The organism is Pantoea sp. App145 (assembly GCF_047947045.1).
Lineage (GTDB): Bacteria > Pseudomonadota > Gammaproteobacteria > Enterobacterales > Enterobacteriaceae > Pantoea.
Map to the genome: position 1 here is coordinate 500284 of NZ_CP133291.1, position 22531 is coordinate 522814.

Genomic DNA, 22531 nt, shown 5'->3' on the forward strand with positions numbered 1-22531 from the left:
TCATTATTTTGTGAAACCGGTTTCTCATGGCGAGAAACTGAGCAATCGTTCCGCCTCTGTCCCTACAACGGATGTGCGACCGGCCAGCAAGTGACCTTTTGATAAGAGACGAAAAATCCATGTCGAAGAATTATGCCGAAGTCTCCCGCGCCATAGTCCAGGCGTTAGGTGGGCTGGAGAATATCGAAGCCGTTACGCATTGCATGACCCGCCTGCGCTTTGTGGTCAAAGACGGTAATCAAATCAACAACCCGGTATTGAAGGCCATCCCCGGCGTGATGGGGGTGGTGCATAACGATGCGCAATGCCAGGTGATCATCGGCAATAACGTCGGTCTGGCCTATCAGGAAGTGTTAAAGCTTGGTACGCCAGGAGCAACCGCCGCCGCGACATCGGTGAAACGAAAAATCACGCTGAAAAGTATCGGCGCAGGTATCCTTGACGCGCTGGTGGGCACCATGTCACCCCTGATTCCTGCCATCATTGGCGGATCGATGGTGAAGCTGCTCGCCATGGTCCTGAATATGTTCGGTGTGTTCGCCGAAGGGTCATCAACGTTAGTGATTCTCAACGTGATTGGCGATGGCGCGTTCTTCTTCCTGCCGGTGATGGTGGCCGCCTCAGCCGCGCTGAAGTTCAAAACCAATATGTCGCTGGCGATTGCCATCGCCGGGGTGCTGATCCATCCCAATTTTATTGACCTGATGGCCAAAGCGGCACAGGGGCAACACGTTGAATTTGCATATATTCCGGTGACCGCCGTCAAATACACCTACACCGTTATTCCGGCGCTGGTGATGACGTGGATCCTGTCGCATATCGAACGCATCGTCGATCGTATCACCCCGGCGGTGACGAAAAATTTCCTTAAACCGATGCTGATTGTGTTGATTGCTGCACCGATCGCCATTGTGCTGATTGGCCCGCTGGGTATCTGGATCGGCAGCGGCATCTCCGCGCTGGTTTATACCATCCACGGTTATCTCGGCTGGCTGTCGGTGGCCATTATGGGTGCGCTGTGGCCGCTGCTGGTGATGACGGGCATGCACCGGGTATTTACCCCGACCATCATCCAGACCATCGCCGAAACCGGTAAAGAGGGGATGGTGATGCCTTCGGAAATTGGTGCCAACCTTTCCCTCGGCGGCTCCTCACTGGCAGTCGCCTTCAAAACCAAAAACCCGGAACTGCGCCAGACGGCACTGGCCGCCGCCGCGTCAGCGATTGTCGCCGGTATCTCTGAACCGGCCCTATATGGTGTGGCGGTACGCCTCAAGCGTCCGCTGATCGCCAGCCTGATCAGTGGTTTTATCTGCGGGGCAGTGGCCGGGATTGGTGGCCTTGCCAGCCATTCCATGGCTTCCCCCGGCTTGTTCACCAGCGTGCAGTTTTTTGATCCCAATAATCCGATGAGTATTGTCTGGGTCGGTGCCGTGATGGTGCTGTCGGTGGTGCTCTCATTTATTTTGACCCTGATGCTGGGCTTTGAAGACATTCCGGTGGAAAAAACCGCCGCTGCAACCCCGGCAACGGCACCTGAAATCGTAAAACCCGTAAACGCCAATTAATTGAGGCTATTCATGTCTGAACTGACATTTCCAGCAGGATTTTTATGGGGCGGCGCTTTGGCCGCTAATCAGTCTGAAGGGGGCTACCTGGAAGGCGGTAAGGGATTAACCACTGTTGATATGATCCCACATGGTCAGCACCGTATGCCGGTGAAACTGGGCCTTGAACAGCGTTTTACCTTACGTGATGACGAATATTATCCCAGCCACAACGCCATCGATTTCTATCATCGCTACAAAGAAGATATCGCGCTGATGGCAGAGATGGGTTTTACCGTGTTTCGGACTTCCATCGCCTGGAGCCGCCTCTATCCGAATGGCGATGAGTTGCAGCCCAATCCTGCGGGTATCGCTTTTTACCGCGATGTATTCAGCGAATGTAAAAAATACGGTATCGAACCGCTGGTGACCCTGTGCCATTTTGATGTCCCGATGCATCTGGTGACCGAGTACGGCTCATGGCGCAATCGTAAAATGATTGAGTTCTTTGCCCGCTACGCACGCACCTGTTTTGAAGCCTTTGATGGCCTGGTGAAGTACTGGCTGACATTTAATGAGATCAATATCCTGCTGCACAGCCCCTTTTCCGGTGCCGGGCTGGTGTTCGAAAGCGGGGAAAACCCCGAGCAGGTTAAATACCAGGCGGCACACCATGAGCTGGTCGCCAGTGCCCTGGTGACGCGCATTGCCCATGAGGTCAACCCGCAAAACCAGGTCGGTTGCATGCTGGCGGGTGGCAATTTCTATCCGTGGTCGAGCAAGCCGGAAGATGTCTGGGCGGCGCTGGAAAAAGATCGTGAAAACCTGTTCTTTATCGATGTTCAGGCGCGTGGTGCCTACCCCTCCTATTCCGCACGGGTGTTCCGCGAGAAAGGTGTGAAGATCGAGATGGAGGAAGGCGATAGCGAGATCCTGAAAAACACCGTGGATTTTGTTTCCTTCAGTTACTACGCTTCGCGCTGTGCCTCAGCGGAGATGAATGAACAAAACAGCAGCGCGGCAAACGTGGTGAAATCGCTGACCAATCCGCACATTAAACGCAGCGACTGGGGATGGGGTATCGACCCACTTGGGCTGCGAATCACCATGAATACGATGTACGACCGCTACCAGAAGCCCTTGTTTCTGGTGGAAAACGGGCTGGGCGCGCGTGATGAGTTAACCGCTGATGGCGAAATCAATGATGATTACCGTATCAGCTATCTCAAAGAACATATTTATGCCATGGCGCAGGCGATTGATGATGGTATCCCGGTCATCGGTTATACCACCTGGGGATGCATTGACCTGGTGGCCGCCTCGACGGGTGAAATGAGTAAACGCTATGGTTTTGTCTACGTTGACCGCGATGACCATGGGCAAGGCACCCTGAATCGCACGCGCAAGAAATCGTTCTGGTGGTATAAAAAAGTCATCGCCAGCAACGGGCGGGATCTGAACTAATCCCTCGCTTTGTTTGGCGATTTCAGCCTGAAATCCCTGCCCTGACGGCAGGGATTTTGCCGTATTACCAGCGCGTTGCCTGCATATCAATGACAAAGCGATACTTTACGTCACCCTGCAACATACGTGTAAACGCCGCTTCAATCTGTTCACCAGCAATCAGTTCGATATCCGCCGTGATGTTGTGCTCACCGCAGAAATCCAGCATCTCCTGGGTTTCTTTGATGCTGCCAATCGACGAGCCGCTGATACTCAGGCGACGGAACACCATCGGCGTCACATTGGGTGACGGGTGCGGCTGATCGGGAATGCCCACCAGCACCAATTTGCCATTGGTTTTCAGCGTGGCGAGATAAGGATCGAGGTCGTGTGGGGCGGCCACACAATCAACAATCATATCCAGCGAGGTCTGGCAGACCGCCATCTGCGCCGCATCACGCGATACCACCACCTGCTTCGCCCCTAAGCGGCGTGCATCAGCACCTTTCTCCGGCGACGTGGTGAAAAGCGTCACTTCCGCCCCCAGGGCCGTCGCCAGTTTCACTGCCATATGGCCTAAGCCACCCAAACCGACCACACCGACGCGGTCTCCCGCTTTGACGTTGAAATGACGCAGCGGCGACCAGACCGTCACGCCAGCACATAACAGCGGAGCAACCCCCGCCAGCGCCAGCTGCGGTGGCACTGCCACCACAAAATGCTGATCGACCACCACATGCTGCGCATAACCGCCCCAGGTGCGGTCGCCAGTATATTTATCGATGCCGTTATACGTCGCGGTAAAGCCGGCTTCGCAATATTGTTCTTCCTGCTGCTGGCAAAAATGGCACTCGCGGCAGGAGTCAACCATCACGCCCACACCGACGACGTCGCCCACTTTAAAACGGGTGACATCGGCACCGGTTGCCATCACGCGCCCGACAATCTCGTGCCCTGGCACCAGGGGATAGTGGCTGACACCCCATTCGTTACGGGCCATATGCAGATCTGAGTGGCACACGCCGCAGTACAGAATCTCGATTTGGACATCCCGTGGCTGCACGCTACGCAGCGCGATCTGGCCGGATGACAAAGGTTGTGTGGCATGGGGTGCGACTAACGCGTTGATTTTCATTGCGCCTCCGAAAGCTTACTGGCAATGGCTGAGTGAAGGCGGCAGACTATAGTGAAGATGGTTCAATATTGGTAGTAGTCACCATTTGGTGACCATAAAGCGAGAAACTGACTATGCCTGCCTGGGTTGATGGCAAACTGATGTTCTACGCGGATTCTCCGCCGCGTCGTCTGATGGATCTTTTTTCACTTAAATGGAGCAGCATGGTGCTGCATGCGTTGTATCACTGGCCGGGACATCGCGCCCGTACCGGCGAATTACAGCGCAGTTTGCAGGGGATTTCGAAGAAGATGCTGTTTCAGACCTTAAAAGAACTGGAGCAGCGTGGTTTGATCGCCCGCCATGTCTATGAAGTGATCCCGCCAAAGGTGGATTATCGCCTGACGCCCCTCGGCATGACCTTTGCCGCGCCGATTGAGCAGATGTATCAATGGGGCCTGGAGAATCAGGCAGCGCTGGATGAGATGGCCACGCATTATCAGGCCGCTATGGACGAGCCATCAGCCGCGTCATACAGGCATGATCCTGTTCCCGATGCGGATTAAAAACCACCAGGCTGAGTCCAGGTTTGCCCTCTACCGCGAAGGTGCTGTACTCCAGTTCCAGCACCCCTTCGTCCGGTAGCCACAGCTGCTTGATACCTTCGCCATGCTGGCTGACTTCCTGCGATTGCCACAAACGGCGGAAGGTTTCGCTCATGGTGCACAGCTCCTCCACCAGCGCTCGCACATGAACGCTGGCACCGGTGCGCGCCACATCAGCGCGGAAATTCGCCACCAGCCCCCGTGCAACGCTCTCCCATTCGGGTAAGCGCTTTTTCATCTGCTCATCGCGAAATATCATCAACAGGATATTGCGTTGTGCAGGCGGCAACTGGGCGTAATCAACAAAGACTTTCGTCGCAGCCCGGTTCCAGGCCACCACCTGCCACTCGGCGGTTTTCACCAGCGCCGGTGTCACGGGCATACTGTCGAGCACCCGTTGCAGCGAAGGTGAGACCGTGACGCCCGCCTGCCAGGTGACACCGGGCAGGCGGTTCTGCGCCAGCAGAAACAGATGGTCACGCTCCGCCGCACTCAGTTCCAGCGCATGTGCCAGCCGCTCCAGCACCACTTCTGATGGCGCCCCCCCTCTGCCCTGCTCCAGCCAGGTGTACCAGGTGGTGCTGACGCAGGCGCGGATCGCGACTTCTTCCCGCCGTAAACCGGGTGTGCGGCGACGCTGCATCGGGTAGCCCAGCCGGGCCGCATCCAGCCGCTGGCGGCGTTCACGCAGATAATTGCCCAACAGATTGTCGTCTTGCATCGTCATGGTTTTATCCTGTTAGTCCCGATACCCGTATAAGCTCACGACTTTTCGTCGCGCCGCAGGCTTTTATCATAGTGCCTGTTACCAGTCAGTGAGGAGCACGATTATGCGAATTTTTGTGACCGGGGCGAGCGGCTTTGTCGGCTCAGCCATTGTGAAAAAACTCCACGCGCGTGGATATCAGGTGCTGGGTCTGGCGCGCAGCGACGCATCAGCAGAAAAGCTACAGCTACAAGGCGTGACGGTGATACGCGGCGACCTGGAAGATATCGCCAGCCTGCGCGCGGCAGTGCAGCAGAGTGACGGCGTGATCCATGCCGGTTATATCCATGATTTCAGCCGTATGGATCATGCTGCGGCGGTCGATCAACGCGCCATTCTGGCGATGGGAGAAGAACTGGCAGGCTCAAATCGCCCGCTGATTGTCACCTCCGGCACCGCGCTGGTGGCACCAGGGCGTATGGCAACCGAGCAGGACCCACCGGCAGCGGGCGCGCATCCCCGTTCTGACTCCAACGTCGCCGCGCTGGCGCTGGCGGATAAAGGTGTGCGCGTGGCGTTAGTGCGCCTGCCCCCCACGGTGCATGGCGCAGGGGATCACGGTTTTGTGCCCATTCTAATCAACCTGGCGAAAGAAAAAGGGGCTGCGGTTTATGTTGAATCAGGCGAGAACCGCTGGCCTGCGGTGAATCGCTTTGATGCTGCCGAACTGTTTTGCCTGGCGGCTGAAAAGGCCGAAGCCGGTACGATTTTGCATGCGGTGCAAGAGGAAGGCATAGCCTTCCGGCAGATTGCCGAAACCATTGCCAGCGGGTTATCGCTGCCGGTGAAAAGCCTGACGATGGATGAAGCGCAAAGCTGGCTGGGCTGGATGGCGCGGTTTGCTGCCATCGATAATCTGGCTTCCAGCGAATGGACGCGTAAAACGTTTAACTGGCAGCCGAACGGGCCGGGATTATTGCAGGATATGCGCGAGACGGATTATTTTCGTTAACCGAAATGGCGCGATTTATCGCGCCATCAGGTGAAAATCAGGCAAACGGAAATTCACGCGCCAGCAGGCGGGCAATCACATTCAACACGCCGTCGTCATTGTTGCTTTCAGTTTTGTAACTTGCCACAGCACTGACCTGCGGGGCGGCGTTCGCCATCGCGAAGCTGTAACACGCCTGACGCAGCATTTCGAGGTCATTGGCGCTGTCACCAATCGCCAGCACTTCACAATCATCGATACCCCATTTCTCCTGTAACAAGGCGATGCCGTGCGCCTTATGGCATCCGGGGATAATCAGATCAACAAAACCGAAACCGCTGGAAACCGGATGCATAATATTTTCAATCGCATTCAGTTCTGAGTGCAGGCGTTCCAGCAATGCATCCACCCCTTCGTGTGCCAGATTGAGGGAGAATTTAAAGATGGTGTCATCGATGTCGTAGAGATTGTCGCGCTTTTCCAGCCGATGATAATGGTTAGCCAGCATCGCCATCACCTCATCCGGCATTGAGGTATGGACATAGGCACCGTTACGACCACACACCACGGTGCTGATTTCCGGTTCTTTCGCCAGAATGTCGAGCACCTGACGCACCGCCTCGGGAGCCAGTTCGCCACAGAAAATCTCTTCGTTGCTGTCTGATACCCAGGCACCGTTTTCCGCCACAAAGGCGATTTCATTTTTGATTTCGGGAAAATAGCGCAGCAGCTGGTAATACTGATTGCCACTGGCGACCACGAAGCGGATGCCTTTGTCTTTTAACAACGCGTACTGGCGCAGAAAGCGCTGCTTGTTGTACTGCTTGTTGTCATCCAGAAAAGTGCCATCCATATCCACCGCAATCATTTTCACTGCCATATTACTCTCCCGTATCAGAGTGCCGTCGAATCCGTCCGGCGAAAAGGTTTTATAAAGCTTACTCGTGGTGTGGGTTCTTGAGAATGCGAATTCGCGCTTTCAGAGCTTTCCAGCCCTCTTTTCGTGCATTTCGTGCATTTTTGCCCCTTTCCCCGCGATCCAGGCACAGAACATGGTTGCCATCTCGCTGGCATAAGCCTGGATTTCTGCCGGGGAGCGTGGCGTTTCCGAAAAATGCTTGCCTACATTCCCCAGCGTGCTGTTAATCAGATCCGCCGCCCGTGCGCATTCATCATCAGGCAAATGCGGCAACATCTCACGCAGAAAATGGCTGACGATATGCTCACCCGCAGCACGCGCCTCATGGACTTCGGGTGCGTCGCGATACAGCGGTGCCGCGTCGTTAAGCGCAGTGCGCATCGCCGCTTCTTCACATTCGGACTGTAAAAAAGCCAGCGTCAGGTCGTGTAATCGCTGCTCTCCGCTTCGTTGCGGGTTGCGTAAAATATCGCCCAGCAGGCTACCGGTACGTTGCCATTCTTCGCTTTGCAGGCGAAACAGAATCGCCGCTTTGTTGGGAAAATATTGATACAGCGATCCAATGCTGACGCCAGCACGTTCCGCTACTCGCGCGGTAGTAAAGCGAGTCGCACCTTCCTGCGCCAGAACCTGAGTAGCCGCCTCCAGAATAGCCGCAACCAGCTCGCTGGAGCGTGCCTGCCTTGGCTTTTTCCTCTCTGAAATCCGTAAGTTACGACCTTGTCCCATGACGTTGTCCCGAACGCGAATAGTGAAATGCGATGAATTCATCGTATTCTTATCGCACAACGAAATCTACCTCTTACTATGGGAAAATCTGATGAATACCTTAACTTCTGCACCACTCGCGCCGCTGCTGGCTTACCTGTTTGAACTGGCGGAAAACACCACCCCAGTCAGCAATAGCAGCCTCGCAGCGCTCTCGGGGGATGAGCAAATCCGCCTGATGCAAAGCAAAACCGAATATCGCCAGCTTTATGCTCAACTGAAGGATATGCCGCTGGCAGTATCGCGTGAAACCGGACGGTTGCTATATATGCTAGCGCGTAGCTGCAAGGCGCAGCATATCGTGGAGTTTGGTACCTCGTTTGGTATCTCGACGCTGCATCTGGCGGCCGCAGTGCGCGATAACGGGGGCGGGAAAATCATCGCCAGCGAGTTCGAGCTGTCTAAAGTCGCGCTGGCGCGCAATCATTTTGCCGATGCGGGCGTCAGCGACCTGATTGAACTGCGCGCCGGTGATGCGTTGCAAACGCTGGCGACGGATTTGCCAGCATCGATCGATATGCTGTTGCTGGATGGGGCAAAAGGGCTTTACCCGGAAATTCTGCGCCTGGTCGAACCTCAGTTGCGCCCCGGGGCGCTGATCATTGCCGACAATGCTGATTACAGTCCGGAATATCTGGCCCGCGTCCGGGCCGCCGACAGTGGTTACCTCTCCCTGCCGTTTGGTGAGGATGTGGAAGTCTCGGTATTTACAATGAGAAGCCCGACATCGTCTGCAGCGCAATGTTAATGAACTCCACCAGCGCCCTGACCCGCTGCGGGATAAACCTCGCATCAGGAAAAACGGCATACAAATAGCGATCCGGCAGGCGATAGTCTGGCAAGATGTGCACCAGCCTGCCCGAATCCAGTGCCGCCGCGCTAAGCGGCAGTTGCAGGCCCCCGATGCCAATACCCGCTTCTATGGCCTGCATCAGCACCTGGCTGGTGTTGGCCCTGAATACGGTATTCACCGCCAGGGAACATATCCCCTCGCTGCCGATTAGCGTTAACGGCGCATCTCTGGCGATCCCCCGGAAACGCACATGTGGCAACGCCGTCAGCTGCGTAACATCATTAACCGGCGTGGCCCTGATAAATGCCGGAGCCGCCACCAGTACCGTTTCTACCCGCGCCAGTGAACGCGCTGCCATGGTTGTCGGCGGCTGTTCCGCCAGACGCAGCGCGACATCAACCCCTTCAACGACCACATCCGATAAGCGATCGTCGAGCGCGATATCCAGCCTGATCCCCGGATGCTCCCGCTGGAAATTGAGTAAATAAGGCAGGAAAAGCTGACCGATCCCACTGGGCAACTGCATATGCAGATTTCCCTGCAACTGTTGCTGTGCCGGGCGCAGCTGGGTTTCAATCTCATCCATGGCCTCCATCAACGGCAATATCTGCTGCAGATATTGCCTCCCCGCCTCGGTCAGCGTCATCGAGCGGGTGGTGCGTCTAAGCAACACCACACCCAGTTCCGCTTCTAATGCGGCGATTTGCTGACTTATCGCCGATTGTTTAAGACCTGCCTGCCGCGCCGCTGCCGAGAACGAACCGGCTTCCGCGACGCGGATAAAGGTGATGATGGCATTGAGTTTGTTGTTCATTTATTAAATTTCATGATAAGTGCTATCGAATAGATGGGATATAAACACAAAAAATAATAGATGAGAATGCAGCCACAACCTCATGCGGAGACGGTCAAATGCATCATTCATCACACAACAAGGTGGCCCTGGTGGCAGGGGCAAGCGGGATTGTCGGCAGCCAGCTGGTTAACACCCTGCTGGAGCAGCAGTGGCAGGTGATTGGACTGACGCGTCAGCAGGCGCGACAAAATCAACCGATTCCCTATGTCAGCGTTGATCTGCTGGATAGCACCGGGAGTGCGGCGGCGCTGGCACCGCTGACTAACGTCACCCACATTTTTTATAGCGCCTGGCTCGATGCTGCGGACTGGTCAGCGATGGTCGAACCGAATGTGCGGATGCTACGCAACCTGGTACAAGGCGTTGAGGCGCATGCCCCACTGCAACACGTTAGCCTGATGCAGGGCTATAAGGTTTATGGTGCACATCTTGGCCGTTTTAAAACCCCGGCGCGTGAAAGCGATCCCGGTGTACCAGGCGCGGAGTTCAATGCAGCACAGCTGTCATGGTTGTCAGCATGCCAGCAGGGGAAAAACTGGCACTGGAGTGCCCTGCGCCCAGGCGTGGTGGGTAGCGCGGTACCGGGTAATATGATGAATCTGGCACTCAGCATCGCGGTTTACGCGTCATTATGTCAGGCAGCGGGGTTGCCGTTACGGTTTCCGGGGTGTGAACTGAGCTGGCAAAGTATGGTGGATCATACCGATGCCCGCTTACTGGCTTCGGCCAGCGTCTGGGCGGCCGAAGCCCCGGCGGCACACAACCAGGCGTTTAATGTTAATAACGGCGATCTCTGGCGCTGGAGTGAACTCTGGCCAGCCATTGCCCGCTGGTTTGAACTTGACTGTGCCCCGGCGGTCGCGTTGTCGTTCCAGCAGCTGTTCCGCGACTTCCGGGATCACTGGCAGGCGCTGGCACAACAGCACGCGTTGCAGCAGGCGGATATCCTGCAACTCAACGACGGTCGTTTCGCTGATTTCGTTTTTGGCTGGGATTACGACATGTTTGGCGACGGCAGCAAATTACGTCGTGCCGGTTTCAGTCAGTACCGCGCCACTGACCAGATGTTTTTTGATCTGTTCAGCGCATTTCGCCAGGCGAGGCTGATTCCTTAACTTCTGATTCGTAGAAGAAATTACACAGCAGCTGCCAGAGATAGCTGGCAGCCGGGGTGAAACGATGATCGGCACTGCGCAACAAATGGCTCTGGCTTTCGCGGGCAATACGATGATCCAGGGGAATCGCCCTGAGTTCCTGCTGGCGTAACACTTGCGGGATGGCCTGCTCGGTCATAAACGCAATGCCCAACCCGGCCTGACACAGCGACAACGCACTGGAAAACAGGTTGCAACAATAGGCGGGGGCCAGCACCTGCCCTTCGCTTTTGAAGATGGCGCTGAGATAACGTTGCAGGCCAAAGTTTTCACTCATGGTGATCAATCGGTGCTGGGTCAGTTCAGCAATGCTGATTTTGCTATATCCGGCAATCGGATGGTCCGGACGCACAATGGCGCAAATGGGTCCACGACGAAAACTGTGGGACTTCAGTCCCGGCGGCCCGGCAGTGCCAAAACCGACCGCCATATCCACTTCGCCGCGCATGATCAGATCCACGGTGCTTTGCATATCACCCGAGCTGATATCGACAAACACACCCGGCCAGGCGACGGAAAACTCCTTCAATACGTTGTTGACCACCTCTTCCACGATGCCCTGCCCCACCCGCAATGTCACCGAGCCACCGCGCATATGCCGCATATCGCGCAACTGCCGTTCCAGCAGTTTGCGCCGTTGGCTGGTCTGCGCGTAATCATCCGCCAGTAACTTACCAGCTTCCGTTAACACCACATTACGGCCACGTCGTTCCAGCAAGGGTAATTGCAGGCTACGTTCCAGCAATGATAACTGACGACTGACGACCGAAGGGTTGATGCCCAGCGCATCGGCGGCACGCCGTATCCCGCCATGCATCCCGACTTCATATAAATAACTTATCGCTTTCTCCGGATAAGTGGCCGTTGTCATAAGTTGTTCCTATCTGTTGCTCTCAGAGCAACAATTCTAGCATTCCCACCTCATTTTTATACGCAGAGTTTTCTGCGCATACTGCCGTCTGGACTAAGGCAGGAAACTATAAATGAACAACATAAAAAATTACTTACAACAGCATGCTGATGACATTCTGGGTGATATCAAACGGCTGGTACAGGCGGAATCACCGTCATTAGATAAGGCTGCGGTGGACCGTTGTGGCGAAGTGCTGCAAAGCATTTTCCAGCAGCGCCTGGGCATTGATGCGCAGGTGGATCAGCAGACGGAATATGGCAATCATCTGCGTTTTTCACTCGGAAACGAGGGGCCGCAAACCACCCTGATTGGTCATTTCGACACGGTCTGGGATCACGGTGATTTAGCCTTACGCGAAGAGGATGGCAAACTTTACGGCCCTGGCGTGCTGGATATGAAAGCGGGCCTGGTACAGGCCATCTGGGCGGTGCGCGCCCTGCAACAGCTGGGTTTATTAAGCGGCCAGCGCATTGTGTTCCTGTGCAACAGTGATGAAGAGGTGGGTAGCCCCAGCTCCAGTGACTGGATTGGCCGCAACGCCGCAGGATCACAGCAGGTGCTGGTGGTGGAACCCGCGGTAGCAGGCAGCAACGACCTGAAAGTTGCGCGTAAAGGCACCGGACGTTATGACGTGGTGATTACCGGCCAGGCGGCGCATGCCGGCAACAATCCTGAAGAAGGCATCAGTGCGGTGCAGGAGATGGCGCATCAAATCCACTTCCTCCATGCATTGAATGCACCGGAACGCGGGACCACGGTCAACGTGGGCATCGCCAATGGCGGTAGCCGGATCAATGTGGTAGCCGACCATGCTGAACTGGGCATTGATACCCGTGTCACCAGTGAAGCCGAAGCCCAGCGCATCCATGATGCTATCACCCAACTGCAACCGGTGCTGCCGGGCATTGTGTTGTCCGTTACGGGCGAACAGGGCCGTCCGCCGATGCGCCAGACTCCGGCATCACAGCAGATGCTGCAACACGCGCAGCAGATCGCACAACAGCTCGGATTTGCCGTTGAGGGTAAATCCGTCGGCGGCGGCAGCGACGGCAACTTCACGGCGGCGCTGGGTCTGCCCACCCTTGATGGTCTCGGTGCCACCGGCGCGGGCATTCACGCACGCCATGAACACATCATCGTTGCCAATATTGTCCCGCGTGCCGCACTGGTGGCAGGCATGGTGCTTGGCAACCGTGCAGCAGGGGATGCGGTATGAGCCAGGTAAATCTCGCGAAGCCAGCAGTGGCACCTGTCGCCCGCCCCGTCGGGCAAAGTCCGTATCTGCTGCTGTTTATTATGCTGGTGGTGGCCGCTGTTGCCACCTGGCTGATCCCGGCAGGCGCATTCGATTATGTCACCCGTGAGGGGATTAAGTTTGCGGTGAAAGGCAGCCTGCATGCGGTGCCACAGTCCGGTGTCTATCCGCTGGAGATTTTTACCGCCATCGCTGAAGGCATGGTAAAAGCCGCGCCGATTATCTTTTTGATTCTGTTTACCGGCGGTGTGCTGGCGGTGGTGGAATCCACCGGGGCGATTAAAACAGCGCTGAACTCGCTGGCCCGCAGTACCAGTCTGAGTGATACCCGCATCATCCTGATCTTTGGTGTAATTTTCGCCATTCTCGGTACCACTGGCGCGGTAATCAATGCGGTCGTGGCCTTCGTGCCGATTGGTCTGCTGGTAGCGCGTTCGCTGGGGCTGTCGCCGATCCTTGGAGCATCGCTGGTGTACCTCTCCTGTGCTGCCGGGTTTAACGTCTCGGTATTAGGCCCGGCCACCACTGGCCTGACGCAACATCTGGCTCAGCTGCCGATTTTTTCCGGCATGCTGCTGCGCGGCATAACCTTTCTGTTGTTTGCGCTGAGCGCCATTGCTTACCTGATCTGGTCGGTACGTAAAGCGCGTCGCGAAGGTCATCTGCGCCCGCAACAGGCTGAAGAACAGGATGCAACGCTTGTCGTCACCGGTCGCCATAAGCTGATTCTGATCACCTGCGCCCTGGCGCTGATTATTTTCATCAGCGGTGCCGTGCGGCTGCACTGGGGCACCAATGAAATGTCCGCCATGTTTATCCTGCTGGCCATTGTGGTGGGGCTGATTGGCCGCATGTCCGGGACGGATATCGCCAATACTTTCCTTTCCGGCTGTTCTGGCCTGGTGAAAGGTGGCTTTATTGTCGGCCTGGCGGGCGCAGTGTCGCTGGTGCTGCAACAGGGCCATGTGCTCGATCCTATTGTTGGCTTCCTCACCGACCTGCTGGCACCGGTGCCGCAAAAGCTCGCGGCGATTGGCATGTTTATCAGCGCAGCGTTGATTCACTTTGGCATCTCATCCGGCTCTGGCGAATCGGCGGTGCTGATCCCAATCTTTTCTCCGCTGGGCGATAACCTGGGCCTGACACGTCAGGTCACGGTGCAAACCGTGTTGCTGGGTGAAGGCATTGTGAACTGTATCAGCCCCACCTCCGGCGTACTGATGGCAGTGCTGGCGACCGCCGGTATTCCTTTCGGTAAATGGCTGCGTTTTATCGCGCCGCTGATCGCCGTGTGGTTCAGTATCTGCGTGGTGATGCTGTTGATCGGCGTGTCGATTAAGTGGGGGCCTTTCTAAGCCCGAAACGACGTAAACGCAACCTCCTGACACGGCGCGATTTTTCGCGCCGTTTTCTTTTGAGCAAAATTTCCCCTGGGTATCTGTGAGCGATCGCAACATTTTGATGTTGCGCTTTTGTTACTTCCGCTTAATATTACGAATGAAAGTTAATTAAGATTCATTCGAAACACACCGAACCGACCAGGAGTTGCTATGAACACCTCTTTTACCTCAGTGACCCTACCTGACGATCACAAAGCAAAAATCCGGCTGCTGAAACAACAGCTGAGAGCGCAAATTGGCGACGTTGAAGGCTTATTCCTTCAGGTGAAAGCCAAAATCACCCAGGCCATTGCCGAAGCAAAGGAAGATGAAGCACAGCGGGGAACAGCCTGGCCGGTGGTGAGCTGGCGTGATATCGCGGAAAAAAATATCTCTCAGGAGCAAATCGACTTTATTAAGCGTCGCGGCTGCGTGGTGGTGAAGCAAAACTTCGCCCGTGACGAAGCCCTGGCCTGGGATAAAGCGATGCTGGATTACCTTGAACTGAATGATTTTGACAACATCTATCGTGGCCCCGGCGATACCTTCTTCGGCAGTCTGGAAGCCTCGCGACCAGAAATTTATCCCATCTACTGGTCCAAATCGCAGATGGAAGCTCGCCAGAGCGAAGGGATCTCCCTGACGCAGTCCTTCCTGAATCGGTTATGGAAATTTAATAGCGGTGGTGTGACCTGGTTCGATCCTGACGTCAGCATTATCTATCCCGACCGTATCCGTCGCCGCCTGCCGGGTACCACCTCGAAAGGGCTGGGCGCGCATACTGATTCCGGTGCACTGGAACGCTGGTTGTTGCCCGCTTATCAGCAGGTATTCCGCAACATCTTCAATAACCAGTTTGCTGACTACGCCCCCTGGGATGCCGCGCACCGTACCGAAGTGGATGAATATGATGTCGCCAATACCACTAAATGTTCGGCTTTCCGCACATTCCAGGGCTGGACCGCGCTTTCAGATATGGAAGCGGGCCAGGGCTTGTTGCATGTGGTGCCGGTGCCTGAAGCCATGGCGTATGTGCTGTTGCGCCCGTTGCTCAGTGATGTGCCGGAAGATGAACTCTGTGGTGTGGCACCCGGCAAAGTACTGCCGATTTCGCAGCAATGGCACCCGGATCTGATCGCTGGTTTATCTTCCATTCCGCCGTTGCAGGCAGGTGACTCGGTGTGGTGGCATTGCGATGTGATCCATTCCGTCGCTCCCGTTGAATCACAACAGGGCTGGGGCAATGTGATGTATATTCCCGCAGCCCCGTTATGTGACAAAAATCTGCGTTACGCGGAAAAAGTCGCCAATGCGCTGGATTTCGGCATCTCTCCCCCTGACTTCCCGCGTGAAGATTATGAGCGTGACTGGCAGGATCGCTTCACCACTGCGGATCTGAATGCCATTGGCAAACGTAGCCTGGGGCTTGCCTGATGAAATCTGCCCGGTGGTCCATCGTTCGCCACCGGGCGCACTGCTTTCTGCTAGACTGGCGAGGTTTACCCTAACCGTGCCACCTAAAAACGCTATGAATACCCGACACGAACAGATCATCCAGCTGGTGAACGAGCGCGGCAGCGTGAGCGTGAGCGAGCTTTCGCAGTTGACCGGCGTTTCCGAAGTGACCATCCGCCAGGACCTCAACGCACTGGAGCGCGAAAATTTCCTGCGCCGCGTGCATGGCTCAGCCGTGGCCCCCGACAGCGATGATGTCGGTTCGCGCATGCGTACCCGCTATAAAATCAAGCAGGCGATTGCCGAACACGCTGCGTCGCTGGTTAATGATGGCGAAGCCATTTTCATTGAGGGCGGCAGCACCAACGCGTTGCTGGCGCGTTGCCTTGCCAGCCGCAAAGATCTGACCATCATCACCGTGAGCCACTACATCGCCCAACTGCTGCGGGATTCGCAGTGTGAAGTGATTATCCTCGGGGGTCAGTACCAGAAAAGCAGTGAATCGATGGTGGGATCGCTGACCCGCTTCTGCCTGCAGCACATCAATTTCCATAAAGCCTTTCTCGGCGTCGATGGCTGGCACCCGGATACCGGTTTTACCGGTCGGGATATGATGCGATGCGATGTGATCAATGCGGTAATGGCCAAACAGACTTACACCATCGCCGTGACCGACTCCTCCAAATTTGGCGTGATCCATCCCTATCCCAGCGCACCGGAACACCCGTTTGATGCCGTGATTACCGATGACGGCATTCCCGCCACTGCACGCGAGCAACTGACGGAAACCGGGGTGCGGTTAGAGCTGGTCGCCCAGCCTAAGTAACGTTATAACGCACAAATTGATCGTTGCCGGTTACGCTGATAAGCGCATGATGTCTTCCTTTGGCATGAAACCAGGATAAACCCATGAGCAAATTGTTTAGCCCAATCAAACTGGGTGCGCTTCAGTTAGATAACCGCATCGTGATTGCCCCGATGTGCCAGTATTCGGCACAACAGGGATGCGCCACGGCATGGCACCGTATCCATTTAGGCCAGCTGGCATTCTCCGGCGCAGGGTTGTTGATCATCGAAGCTACGGCGGTAGAACCGGAAGGCCGTATTTCGCCCCAGGATCTCGGCCTGTGGGATGACACCACGGAGCACGCCCTGCAAACCGTGGTTAACGATATTCGCCAGTATGCAGATATTCGTCTCGGCATTCAGCTGGGCCATGCCGGACGCAAAGCGTCTACCTTCGCCCCATGGCAAGGCGGCACACAGATTCCGCTGGAGCAGCAAGGCTGGCAGACCGTTGCGCCCTCCGCTATCCCGATGCATGAAGGTGAGCGCCCACCCACCGCGCTGACCCATGCAGACCTCGAACGTATCAAACTCGCTTTTGTTGCCAGCGCACAACGCGCGGTGCGTATTGGTTTTGAATTGATCGAGCTGCATGCCGCCCATGGCTATCTGCTGCATCAGTTCCTGTCACCGCTTGCCAACCAGCGTGATGATGAGTATGGCGGCAGCCTGGAAAACCGTATGCGCTTCCCGCTTGAAGTGTTAGCAGCGGTACGCGCTGCCGTGCCGGAGCATGTCGCGGTGGGCGTGCGAATTTCCGCGACTGACTGGGTTGAAGGCGGCTGGGATGTGGCGCAGTCTGCTGAGTTCTGTCAGAAAATCGAAGCGCTGGGCTCGGCCTATGTTCATGTCTCCAGCGGTGGCCTTTCTGCACAGCAGAAAATCACCGTATCAGCCGGTTATCAGGTGCCCTTCGCCCGTGAGCTGCGCAAAATCACCCGCATGCCGGTCATCGCGGTGGGGCTGATTACCGAAGCGCGCATGGCCGAAGACCTGTTGCAGGAAGGCGATGCCGATTTGGTGGCGCTGGCGCGAGGTATCCTCTACGACCCACGCTGGCCCTGGCATGCCGCAGCCGAATTGGGAGCCAGTGTCCATGTGCCGCCACAGTATCTGCGCTCTGAACCGCACGGGGTTAAGGGCAGTATTAAGTCCCGATAACGTTAACGTTCCTGCGCCCATACGTAGCAGCGCGATTTATCGCGCTGCTACTCATGACTTTCTTCAGAACGGTATAAATGCGTTCGTCATTTGACTGCGACACATTAAAGCGCAAAAACCGATCGCAAGTGCCGGACTGGCTAAAGGTGTTGCCGGGGGCCAGTACCACCCCCTGAGACAAACAGGCGCGCGAGACGTCCGCAGCATTCATCCCTTCCGGCAGTTCACACCAGAGAAATAACCCGCTTTGCGGCACCAGCCACGGCCGGATGCCCAACTGCCCGAGCCGTGAGATGACCTCTGCCCGATTATCCGCCAGACGCTGCTTAATTGCCTCGATATGCCGTCGATAGCCACTGTCCTTCAAAATATTCAACAGCACATCGGCCGCCAGCTGACCGCTGCTAAAGCCAGTGGCGATTTTAAGATCGGTGAGTTTATCCACCCACGCGGGTTTAGCGGCAATAAAGCCACAACGTACCGATGCGGAGACCGTCTTAGAGAAGCTGCCGATCAGCATGACCCGCGACAGGCCATCGAGCGCGGCCAGACGCGGTGCCGTGCTGCTTTCCAGATCAGCGAAAATATCGTCCTCGACAATCACCAGATCCGAATCTTCGGCCATTTTCAGTAGCCGATGTGCCGTCGTCGGGGAAAGCGTGGCACCGGTCGGATTGTGGATGCCGGAATTGGTGATATACAGACGCGGAGCGTGCAGTGTCAGTGCCTGCTGGAACGCATCGAGGTCCGGCCCCTGTGCCGTCCAGGGCACGCCAATCACGTTAACCCGCTGCGCTCTGAGCAGCGCATGGAAGTTGAAATAACAGGGATCATCCACCAGCACGCTATCGCCCGGTTCGAGGAAAAAGCGGCAGATCAGATCGATGGCATGGGTGCCGGAATCCGCCAGCAACAGTTGTTCAGGTTTCACCGACATGCCATAGCCCGCCAGACGTCGGGTCAGCAGTTGTCGCAATTCCGGGTTGCCTGCGGGTGTGGCGTAATCGGCCAGCAAGGCGCTTTCGCTACGCGCCGCTTTGCGTAACGCGCGGCGAATTCCCTCTTCATACATCCAGTCGGGTGGCAGCCAGCCACAGCCGGGTTTCAGCATGTCCGACGTCGCTTCAAGTGCCTGCCGGGTAATCCACAACGGATCGATGTCGCGCTCCAACTGCGGCCCGAGCTGCGCAAGATCCAGCGGCGCAATCGGCCCGGAAACAAAGAAGCCCGCCCCCGGACGCGAGACAATGATATTTTCCGCTTCCAGCCGATCATATGCCTCCACCACAGTGGAAACGGACACGCCTGCCGACTGCGCTCTGGCACGCACCGAAGGCAAGCGACTGCCCGGCGTCAGCGCCCTGGACGCGATCTGCTGACGAATATCATCCATCAATTGTTCGATGCGGGTTGCCATATCGTCCCCTGCTGTACTGCCCTGATGACCAGTACAGTTCTTTGAAATCGTACTGGATTGTATCTGGCCTGACCGTCGTTGTCAGTGGTTTACTGCGCAACATTCAGTAAGGAGACGATGATGAAAATTGTATTAAATGGCTGGGTCAGTGGTTTTATTGGTGTGATGATTTTTGCCGGTTCGCTGCCCGCCACCCGTGCCGCCATCACCGGTTTTAACCCGCTGTTTCTCACCTGCGCGCGTGCCACCATTGCCGCCCTGCTGGGGAGCTTATTATTACTGGCGCTGCGCCAGAGATGCCCTGCCCATGGCGATATTCCGGCACTGGCGATTACCGCACTGGGCGTCGTTGTGGGCTTTCCACTGCTCACCGGCCTGGCTGTGCAGCATATTTCATCAGCGCGTTCGATTGTGTTCCTTGGCTTGCTGCCGATGTCCACGGCAATTTTTGCGGTGCTGCGCGGTGGTGAACGGCCCCGCCCGCTGTTCTGGTTATTTTCACTGACAGGCGGAATCATCATCTCCGGTTATGCACTGAGCGGCACGGCGAGCACCATGATGACGGGTGATAGCCTGATGATCGGAGCCATCATCTTATGCGGGCTGGGATATGCTGAAGGGGCAAAACTCTCGCGGCGTCTCGGTGGCTGGCAGGTCATCAGCTGGGCGCTGATTCTTTCCGTTCCGGTTATGTTACCGATCGCCGTTTTCACTCGTCCGGTAACCTTTGCCAACATTGCGATGTCTGCCTGGCTGGGGTTCGCCTACGTCTCAATCTTCAGCATGTTGATCGGCTTTATCTTCTGGTATCACGGGTTGGCAAAGGGAGGCATTGCGGCGGTAGGACAATTGCAGTTGATACAACCGTTTATGGGATTTGCGCTGGCGGCCTTGCTGCTGCACGAATCGGTCAGCTGGGCCATGCTGATGGTGGCGTCCGCCACCCTTGTATGCGTATTCGGTGCTAAACGCTTTGCGGGTTGAGACTCGTCTGTAACGGCGCGATTTATCGCGCCGTTACCAATCCGTGTCGGTTATTTATTTTCCGGGTAACTCAGCGTGATCGCATCGTCAGGGAAGGTGGTGAAATCTTTAATAATGGTATGGAAATCAGCGACCGGATTGAGATCGCTAAATTGCTGTGGGTAGAGATCTTTCGCCAGAATTTCCATACCGATGATGTTGTACGGATGGTTATAGAAGTGGTGATAAACCCCGTACACACGGCCCTGTTTCACCGGTTCGATCTGCGACAGACCGGTACGGCTCAGCAGTTTCTGGAAGGTGACACCCACATCTTTGGGATCCACACCGTAACCAAACGGCAGCACATTGGTATTCGGACGCTTTGAACCGGTCATGATGTAGACATCCGGCTTCATGGCGATAATTTTTTCCAGTGCGACAAAACCAGAGCTACCTGGCAGCAACGCGGAACCGATATTCTTGCCACCCACGGCTTCAACCAGACCACCCCAGCCATTATGACCGTGAGTAAAACAGCAATTGTCACTGTTACCCGCAATCGGCTCGATAAATACCGTGGGTTTCTTGTTAATTTTATCAATCGTCTGCGTCAGCTTTTCCATATGCTGATGATAGAAATCAGTATAGGCTTTGGCCTGCGCTTCGCGGTTCAGCACTTTACCCAGCAGAGTAACAGACGGCGCGGTGTTCTGAGCGGGGTGCAGTTCGTAATCGACGAACACCACCGGAATATGCAGGTTGTTAAGCGTATCCAGCACACCCGATTGCTTCAGCGCCGGTTTGGCGCGCAGCTGCGCAATCATCAAATCTGGCTTTTGCGCCAGTACACTTTCCAGATTGACCTGTCCCTGATCGTTGAACCCCATATCAACGATTTTCGTCGCTTCCGGCCAGCGTCCTTTCAGCATGTCCCAGGTCTGGGTGTCTTGCTTTTTCGGCAGGTTATTCCAGGCTACCACGCGTTTGAATGGGTCATCACGGTCCAGTAACGCCAGCGTCAGGACATCACGACCATCCTGCAAAATAATGTGCTGCGGTTCTTTGTTGATGGTCTGAGTATGACCATCCATATCAGTAATGCTCACTGGATAGGTGGTGGCCGAAGCCGCCGTTGAAGCCAGTAACCCCATAGCCAGTAACAAGCGCGTTTTCATCGCAAACTCCGTGATAAAAAGAATAGTTATTATTATCAATAACCTTAACACAACTTTAAAAGACAAAAAATAAACTGTACTTCAATCAGTTGTGTCGGAGTGTGTAGAAAACGCGAAGGAGTTCAGGTGAAATCAGACAGTCTTTGCCCGGAAACGATCAGTTCCTGCAACAGCATCTGGCGACGCTCCTCAGGGGTATCACGGCTCACCATAAAGCAGATCGCCGCCACCGCTTGTCCGCTACGCGAGCGAATCGGAGCGGCCATACAACAGGTGAAACTCTCCGACAGGCCCTCTGTCAGACAATACCCCAGCTGCCCGGCACGGTGGATGTCAGTCAAAAACGCCTGTTTATCGAGGATTTGTCCATTCGCCAACTGATAGTCTTCTTCCGGGATCAGATCGAGAATCGCGCGATCGGACCAGTTACTCAGCAGCAAACGTCCCGTGGCTGTCCAGGTGATGGGCACGCGCACACCGATGTCCGAGGTGATTTTGAACGGATGCGCATTACTTTCCGACAACACCACGGTGTACTTATCCCCTTCCAGCATACAGAGCTGCACGGTTTCGCCATGACGCGCGACGATTTCTACCATTAACTGATGAGCACGGCGGATGAGATCGTTATGCGCCATGTAGTCTGCACCGTAGTAGTGCATTTCCCGACCAAAGAAAACCGCGCCATCGGCATCCAGTTCCACCAGACCCGCTTCACTCAGCAGGCTGACTAACTCATAAACGCTGGAACGGGGTGCGCCGGTGGCATCGATCAAATCACGCATCGCCATCGGCTGCCGGGCGATATGCAGCTGGCGAAAAATGTCGATAACCCGGTCAACGCCGCGCGCCCGTGATGGCTTTTCATCCGGCATAAGCAAATTCTCCTCAGGCAATAATGCGGTGGCTGAACTGCGCCAAAAAGAAAAGCATCATACACCCAGCGCTGACGTTAACCCATCCCTGTTAATTAATATTTTATTTTCTGTCTTTATATTTTTCTGTTCTATTTTGGGGCCTCATTTTAGCGTATGCCGTTTGCTGTATTTCTTAAAACCACGATAAAGG

Annotated in this window: 21 protein-coding genes; 12 read left to right on the forward strand and 9 right to left on the reverse strand. The window is 55.6% G+C overall.

The annotated features are described in order from the left end of the window. Positions 1-119: 119 nt before the first annotated feature. Entirely contained in the window at positions 120-1568 is a 1449-nt protein-coding gene (gene ascF / locus RCF31_RS22065; RefSeq protein ID WP_416413402.1) for a PTS cellobiose/arbutin/salicin transporter subunit IIBC, read from the forward strand. A 12-nt stretch (positions 1569-1580) separates the two neighbouring features. Further along, complete coding sequence (locus RCF31_RS22070) at positions 1581-3011, forward strand: 6-phospho-beta-glucosidase (RefSeq protein ID WP_416413403.1); 1431 nt, start codon at positions 1581-1583, stop codon at positions 3009-3011. Positions 3012-3075: 64 nt separating this feature from the next. Here the strand turns inward: RCF31_RS22070 and RCF31_RS22075 are convergent, their stop codons facing one another. Further along, positions 3076-4125, reverse strand: coding sequence for an NAD(P)-dependent alcohol dehydrogenase (locus RCF31_RS22075; RefSeq protein WP_416413405.1), 1050 nt, complete (start codon positions 4123-4125; stop codon positions 3076-3078). A gap of 113 nt (positions 4126-4238) precedes the next feature. Between RCF31_RS22075 and RCF31_RS22080 the strand changes: the two genes are divergently transcribed. Beyond that, on the forward strand, positions 4239-4670 hold the full coding sequence (locus RCF31_RS22080; protein WP_416413406.1) for a winged helix-turn-helix transcriptional regulator: 432 nt from the start codon (positions 4239-4241) through the stop codon (positions 4668-4670). Here RCF31_RS22080 and RCF31_RS22085 read toward each other — a convergent pair. After that, the gene (locus RCF31_RS22085) at positions 4612-5436 is read right to left on the reverse strand and encodes a helix-turn-helix transcriptional regulator (RefSeq protein WP_416413408.1); all 825 of its coding nucleotides are present in this window, start codon (positions 5434-5436) and stop codon (positions 4612-4614) included. The genes RCF31_RS22080 and RCF31_RS22085 overlap by 59 nt on opposite strands. Before the next feature lie 103 nt (positions 5437-5539). On the opposite strand from RCF31_RS22085, the gene RCF31_RS22090 reads away from it, so the two are divergent. Then, the gene (locus RCF31_RS22090) at positions 5540-6427 is read left to right on the forward strand and encodes an SDR family oxidoreductase (RefSeq protein WP_416413409.1); all 888 of its coding nucleotides are present in this window, start codon (positions 5540-5542) and stop codon (positions 6425-6427) included. A 37-nt stretch (positions 6428-6464) separates the two neighbouring features. Here the strand turns inward: RCF31_RS22090 and RCF31_RS22095 are convergent, their stop codons facing one another. After that, on the reverse strand, positions 6465-7286 hold the full coding sequence (locus RCF31_RS22095; RefSeq protein WP_416413410.1) for a Cof-type HAD-IIB family hydrolase: 822 nt from the start codon (positions 7284-7286) through the stop codon (positions 6465-6467). Positions 7287-7385: 99 nt separating this feature from the next. Continuing rightward, entirely contained in the window at positions 7386-8054 is a 669-nt protein-coding gene (locus RCF31_RS22100) for a TetR family transcriptional regulator (protein ID WP_416413795.1), read from the reverse strand. Positions 8055-8145: 91 nt separating this feature from the next. Between RCF31_RS22100 and RCF31_RS22105 the strand changes: the two genes are divergently transcribed. Further along, positions 8146-8841, forward strand: coding sequence for an O-methyltransferase (locus RCF31_RS22105; RefSeq protein WP_416413411.1), 696 nt, complete (start codon positions 8146-8148; stop codon positions 8839-8841). On the opposite strand, the gene RCF31_RS22110 is transcribed toward RCF31_RS22105, so the two are convergent. Next, complete coding sequence (locus tag RCF31_RS22110) at positions 8801-9700, reverse strand: LysR substrate-binding domain-containing protein (RefSeq protein ID WP_416413412.1); 900 nt, start codon at positions 9698-9700, stop codon at positions 8801-8803. The two genes, RCF31_RS22105 and RCF31_RS22110, sit on opposite strands and share 41 nt — an antisense overlap. A gap of 98 nt (positions 9701-9798) precedes the next feature. Here RCF31_RS22110 and RCF31_RS22115 point away from each other — a divergent pair, with 98 nt between their 5' ends. Next, positions 9799-10857 (forward strand): SDR family oxidoreductase, encoded by a 1059-nt coding sequence (locus RCF31_RS22115; protein WP_416413413.1) that lies wholly within the window; start codon positions 9799-9801, stop codon positions 10855-10857. Here RCF31_RS22115 and RCF31_RS22120 read toward each other — a convergent pair. Next, positions 10823-11767 (reverse strand): LysR family transcriptional regulator, encoded by a 945-nt coding sequence (locus tag RCF31_RS22120; RefSeq protein ID WP_416413414.1) that lies wholly within the window; start codon positions 11765-11767, stop codon positions 10823-10825. The genes RCF31_RS22115 and RCF31_RS22120 overlap by 35 nt on opposite strands. A gap of 112 nt (positions 11768-11879) precedes the next feature. Here RCF31_RS22120 and RCF31_RS22125 point away from each other — a divergent pair, with 112 nt between their 5' ends. The 5 genes from RCF31_RS22125 to RCF31_RS22145 all read left to right on the forward strand — a co-directional run bounded on the left by RCF31_RS22125 (position 11880) and on the right by RCF31_RS22145 (position 17905). Further along, a complete protein-coding gene (locus RCF31_RS22125) occupies positions 11880-13025 on the forward strand; it encodes a M20 family metallopeptidase (RefSeq protein WP_416413415.1) in 1146 nt (381 codons plus the stop codon). After that, entirely contained in the window at positions 13022-14419 is a 1398-nt protein-coding gene (locus tag RCF31_RS22130) for a YfcC family protein (protein WP_416413416.1), read from the forward strand. The genes RCF31_RS22125 and RCF31_RS22130 overlap by 4 nt, the downstream gene beginning before the upstream one ends. 195 nt (positions 14420-14614) lie before the next feature. Beyond that, positions 14615-15877, forward strand: coding sequence for a DUF1479 domain-containing protein (locus RCF31_RS22135; RefSeq protein ID WP_416413417.1), 1263 nt, complete (start codon positions 14615-14617; stop codon positions 15875-15877). A 94-nt stretch (positions 15878-15971) separates the two neighbouring features. Beyond that, positions 15972-16724: a DNA-binding transcriptional regulator YciT gene (locus tag RCF31_RS22140; RefSeq protein ID WP_084881156.1), complete on the forward strand. Its 753-nt coding sequence runs from the start codon at positions 15972-15974 to the stop codon at positions 16722-16724. 83 nt (positions 16725-16807) lie between these two features. Continuing rightward, a complete protein-coding gene (locus RCF31_RS22145) occupies positions 16808-17905 on the forward strand; it encodes an NADH:flavin oxidoreductase/NADH oxidase (RefSeq protein WP_416413418.1) in 1098 nt (365 codons plus the stop codon). Here RCF31_RS22145 and RCF31_RS22150 read toward each other — a convergent pair. Next, positions 17892-19322 carry a PLP-dependent aminotransferase family protein gene (locus RCF31_RS22150; RefSeq protein ID WP_416413419.1) on the reverse strand — a complete coding sequence of 477 codons (1431 nt, stop codon included), beginning with the start codon at positions 19320-19322 and terminating at the stop codon, positions 17892-17894. The genes RCF31_RS22145 and RCF31_RS22150 overlap by 14 nt on opposite strands. A 120-nt stretch (positions 19323-19442) precedes the next feature. Here RCF31_RS22150 and RCF31_RS22155 point away from each other — a divergent pair, with 120 nt between their 5' ends. Next, on the forward strand, positions 19443-20306 hold the full coding sequence (locus tag RCF31_RS22155) for a DMT family transporter (protein WP_416413420.1): 864 nt from the start codon (positions 19443-19445) through the stop codon (positions 20304-20306). 50 nt (positions 20307-20356) lie between these two features. Here the strand turns inward: RCF31_RS22155 and RCF31_RS22160 are convergent, their stop codons facing one another. Both RCF31_RS22160 and RCF31_RS22165 read right to left on the reverse strand, forming a co-directional pair. Beyond that, a complete protein-coding gene (locus RCF31_RS22160) occupies positions 20357-21463 on the reverse strand; it encodes an ABC transporter substrate-binding protein (protein WP_416413421.1) in 1107 nt (368 codons plus the stop codon). A gap of 122 nt (positions 21464-21585) precedes the next feature. Next, on the reverse strand, positions 21586-22338 hold the full coding sequence (locus RCF31_RS22165; RefSeq protein WP_084881160.1) for an IclR family transcriptional regulator: 753 nt from the start codon (positions 22336-22338) through the stop codon (positions 21586-21588). Positions 22339-22531: the final 193 nt, after the last annotated feature.

Bases quoted from the DNA above. Each gene is read 5' to 3' on its own strand.
- RCF31_RS22075 (WP_416413405.1), bottom strand. From the start codon at position 4,125: ATGAAAATCAACGCGTTAGTCGCACCCCATGCCACACAACCTTTGTCA.
- RCF31_RS22095 (WP_416413410.1), bottom strand. From the start codon at position 7,286: ATGGCAGTGAAAATGATTGCGGTGGATATGGATGGCACTTTTCTGGAT.
- ascF (WP_416413402.1), top strand. From the start codon at position 120: ATGTCGAAGAATTATGCCGAAGTCTCCCGCGCCATAGTCCAGGCGTTA.
- RCF31_RS22120 (WP_416413414.1), bottom strand. From the start codon at position 11,767: ATGACAACGGCCACTTATCCGGAGAAAGCGATAAGTTATTTATATGAA.
- RCF31_RS22080 (WP_416413406.1), top strand. From the start codon at position 4,239: ATGCCTGCCTGGGTTGATGGCAAACTGATGTTCTACGCGGATTCTCCG.
- RCF31_RS22135 (WP_416413417.1), top strand. From the start codon at position 14,615: ATGAACACCTCTTTTACCTCAGTGACCCTACCTGACGATCACAAAGCA.
- RCF31_RS22140 (WP_084881156.1), top strand. From the start codon at position 15,972: ATGAATACCCGACACGAACAGATCATCCAGCTGGTGAACGAGCGCGGC.
- RCF31_RS22115 (WP_416413413.1), top strand. From the start codon at position 9,799: ATGCATCATTCATCACACAACAAGGTGGCCCTGGTGGCAGGGGCAAGC.
- RCF31_RS22130 (WP_416413416.1), top strand. From the start codon at position 13,022: ATGAGCCAGGTAAATCTCGCGAAGCCAGCAGTGGCACCTGTCGCCCGC.
- RCF31_RS22085 (WP_416413408.1), bottom strand. From the start codon at position 5,436: ATGACGATGCAAGACGACAATCTGTTGGGCAATTATCTGCGTGAACGC.
- RCF31_RS22125 (WP_416413415.1), top strand. From the start codon at position 11,880: ATGAACAACATAAAAAATTACTTACAACAGCATGCTGATGACATTCTG.
- RCF31_RS22150 (WP_416413419.1), bottom strand. From the start codon at position 19,322: ATGGCAACCCGCATCGAACAATTGATGGATGATATTCGTCAGCAGATC.
- RCF31_RS22090 (WP_416413409.1), top strand. From the start codon at position 5,540: ATGCGAATTTTTGTGACCGGGGCGAGCGGCTTTGTCGGCTCAGCCATT.
- RCF31_RS22165 (WP_084881160.1), bottom strand. From the start codon at position 22,338: ATGCCGGATGAAAAGCCATCACGGGCGCGCGGCGTTGACCGGGTTATC.
- RCF31_RS22070 (WP_416413403.1), top strand. From the start codon at position 1,581: ATGTCTGAACTGACATTTCCAGCAGGATTTTTATGGGGCGGCGCTTTG.
- RCF31_RS22145 (WP_416413418.1), top strand. From the start codon at position 16,808: ATGAGCAAATTGTTTAGCCCAATCAAACTGGGTGCGCTTCAGTTAGAT.
- RCF31_RS22100 (WP_416413795.1), bottom strand. From the start codon at position 8,054: ATGGGACAAGGTCGTAACTTACGGATTTCAGAGAGGAAAAAGCCAAGG.
- RCF31_RS22155 (WP_416413420.1), top strand. From the start codon at position 19,443: ATGAAAATTGTATTAAATGGCTGGGTCAGTGGTTTTATTGGTGTGATG.
- RCF31_RS22105 (WP_416413411.1), top strand. From the start codon at position 8,146: ATGAATACCTTAACTTCTGCACCACTCGCGCCGCTGCTGGCTTACCTG.
- RCF31_RS22160 (WP_416413421.1), bottom strand. From the start codon at position 21,463: ATGAAAACGCGCTTGTTACTGGCTATGGGGTTACTGGCTTCAACGGCG.
- RCF31_RS22110 (WP_416413412.1), bottom strand. From the start codon at position 9,700: ATGAACAACAAACTCAATGCCATCATCACCTTTATCCGCGTCGCGGAA.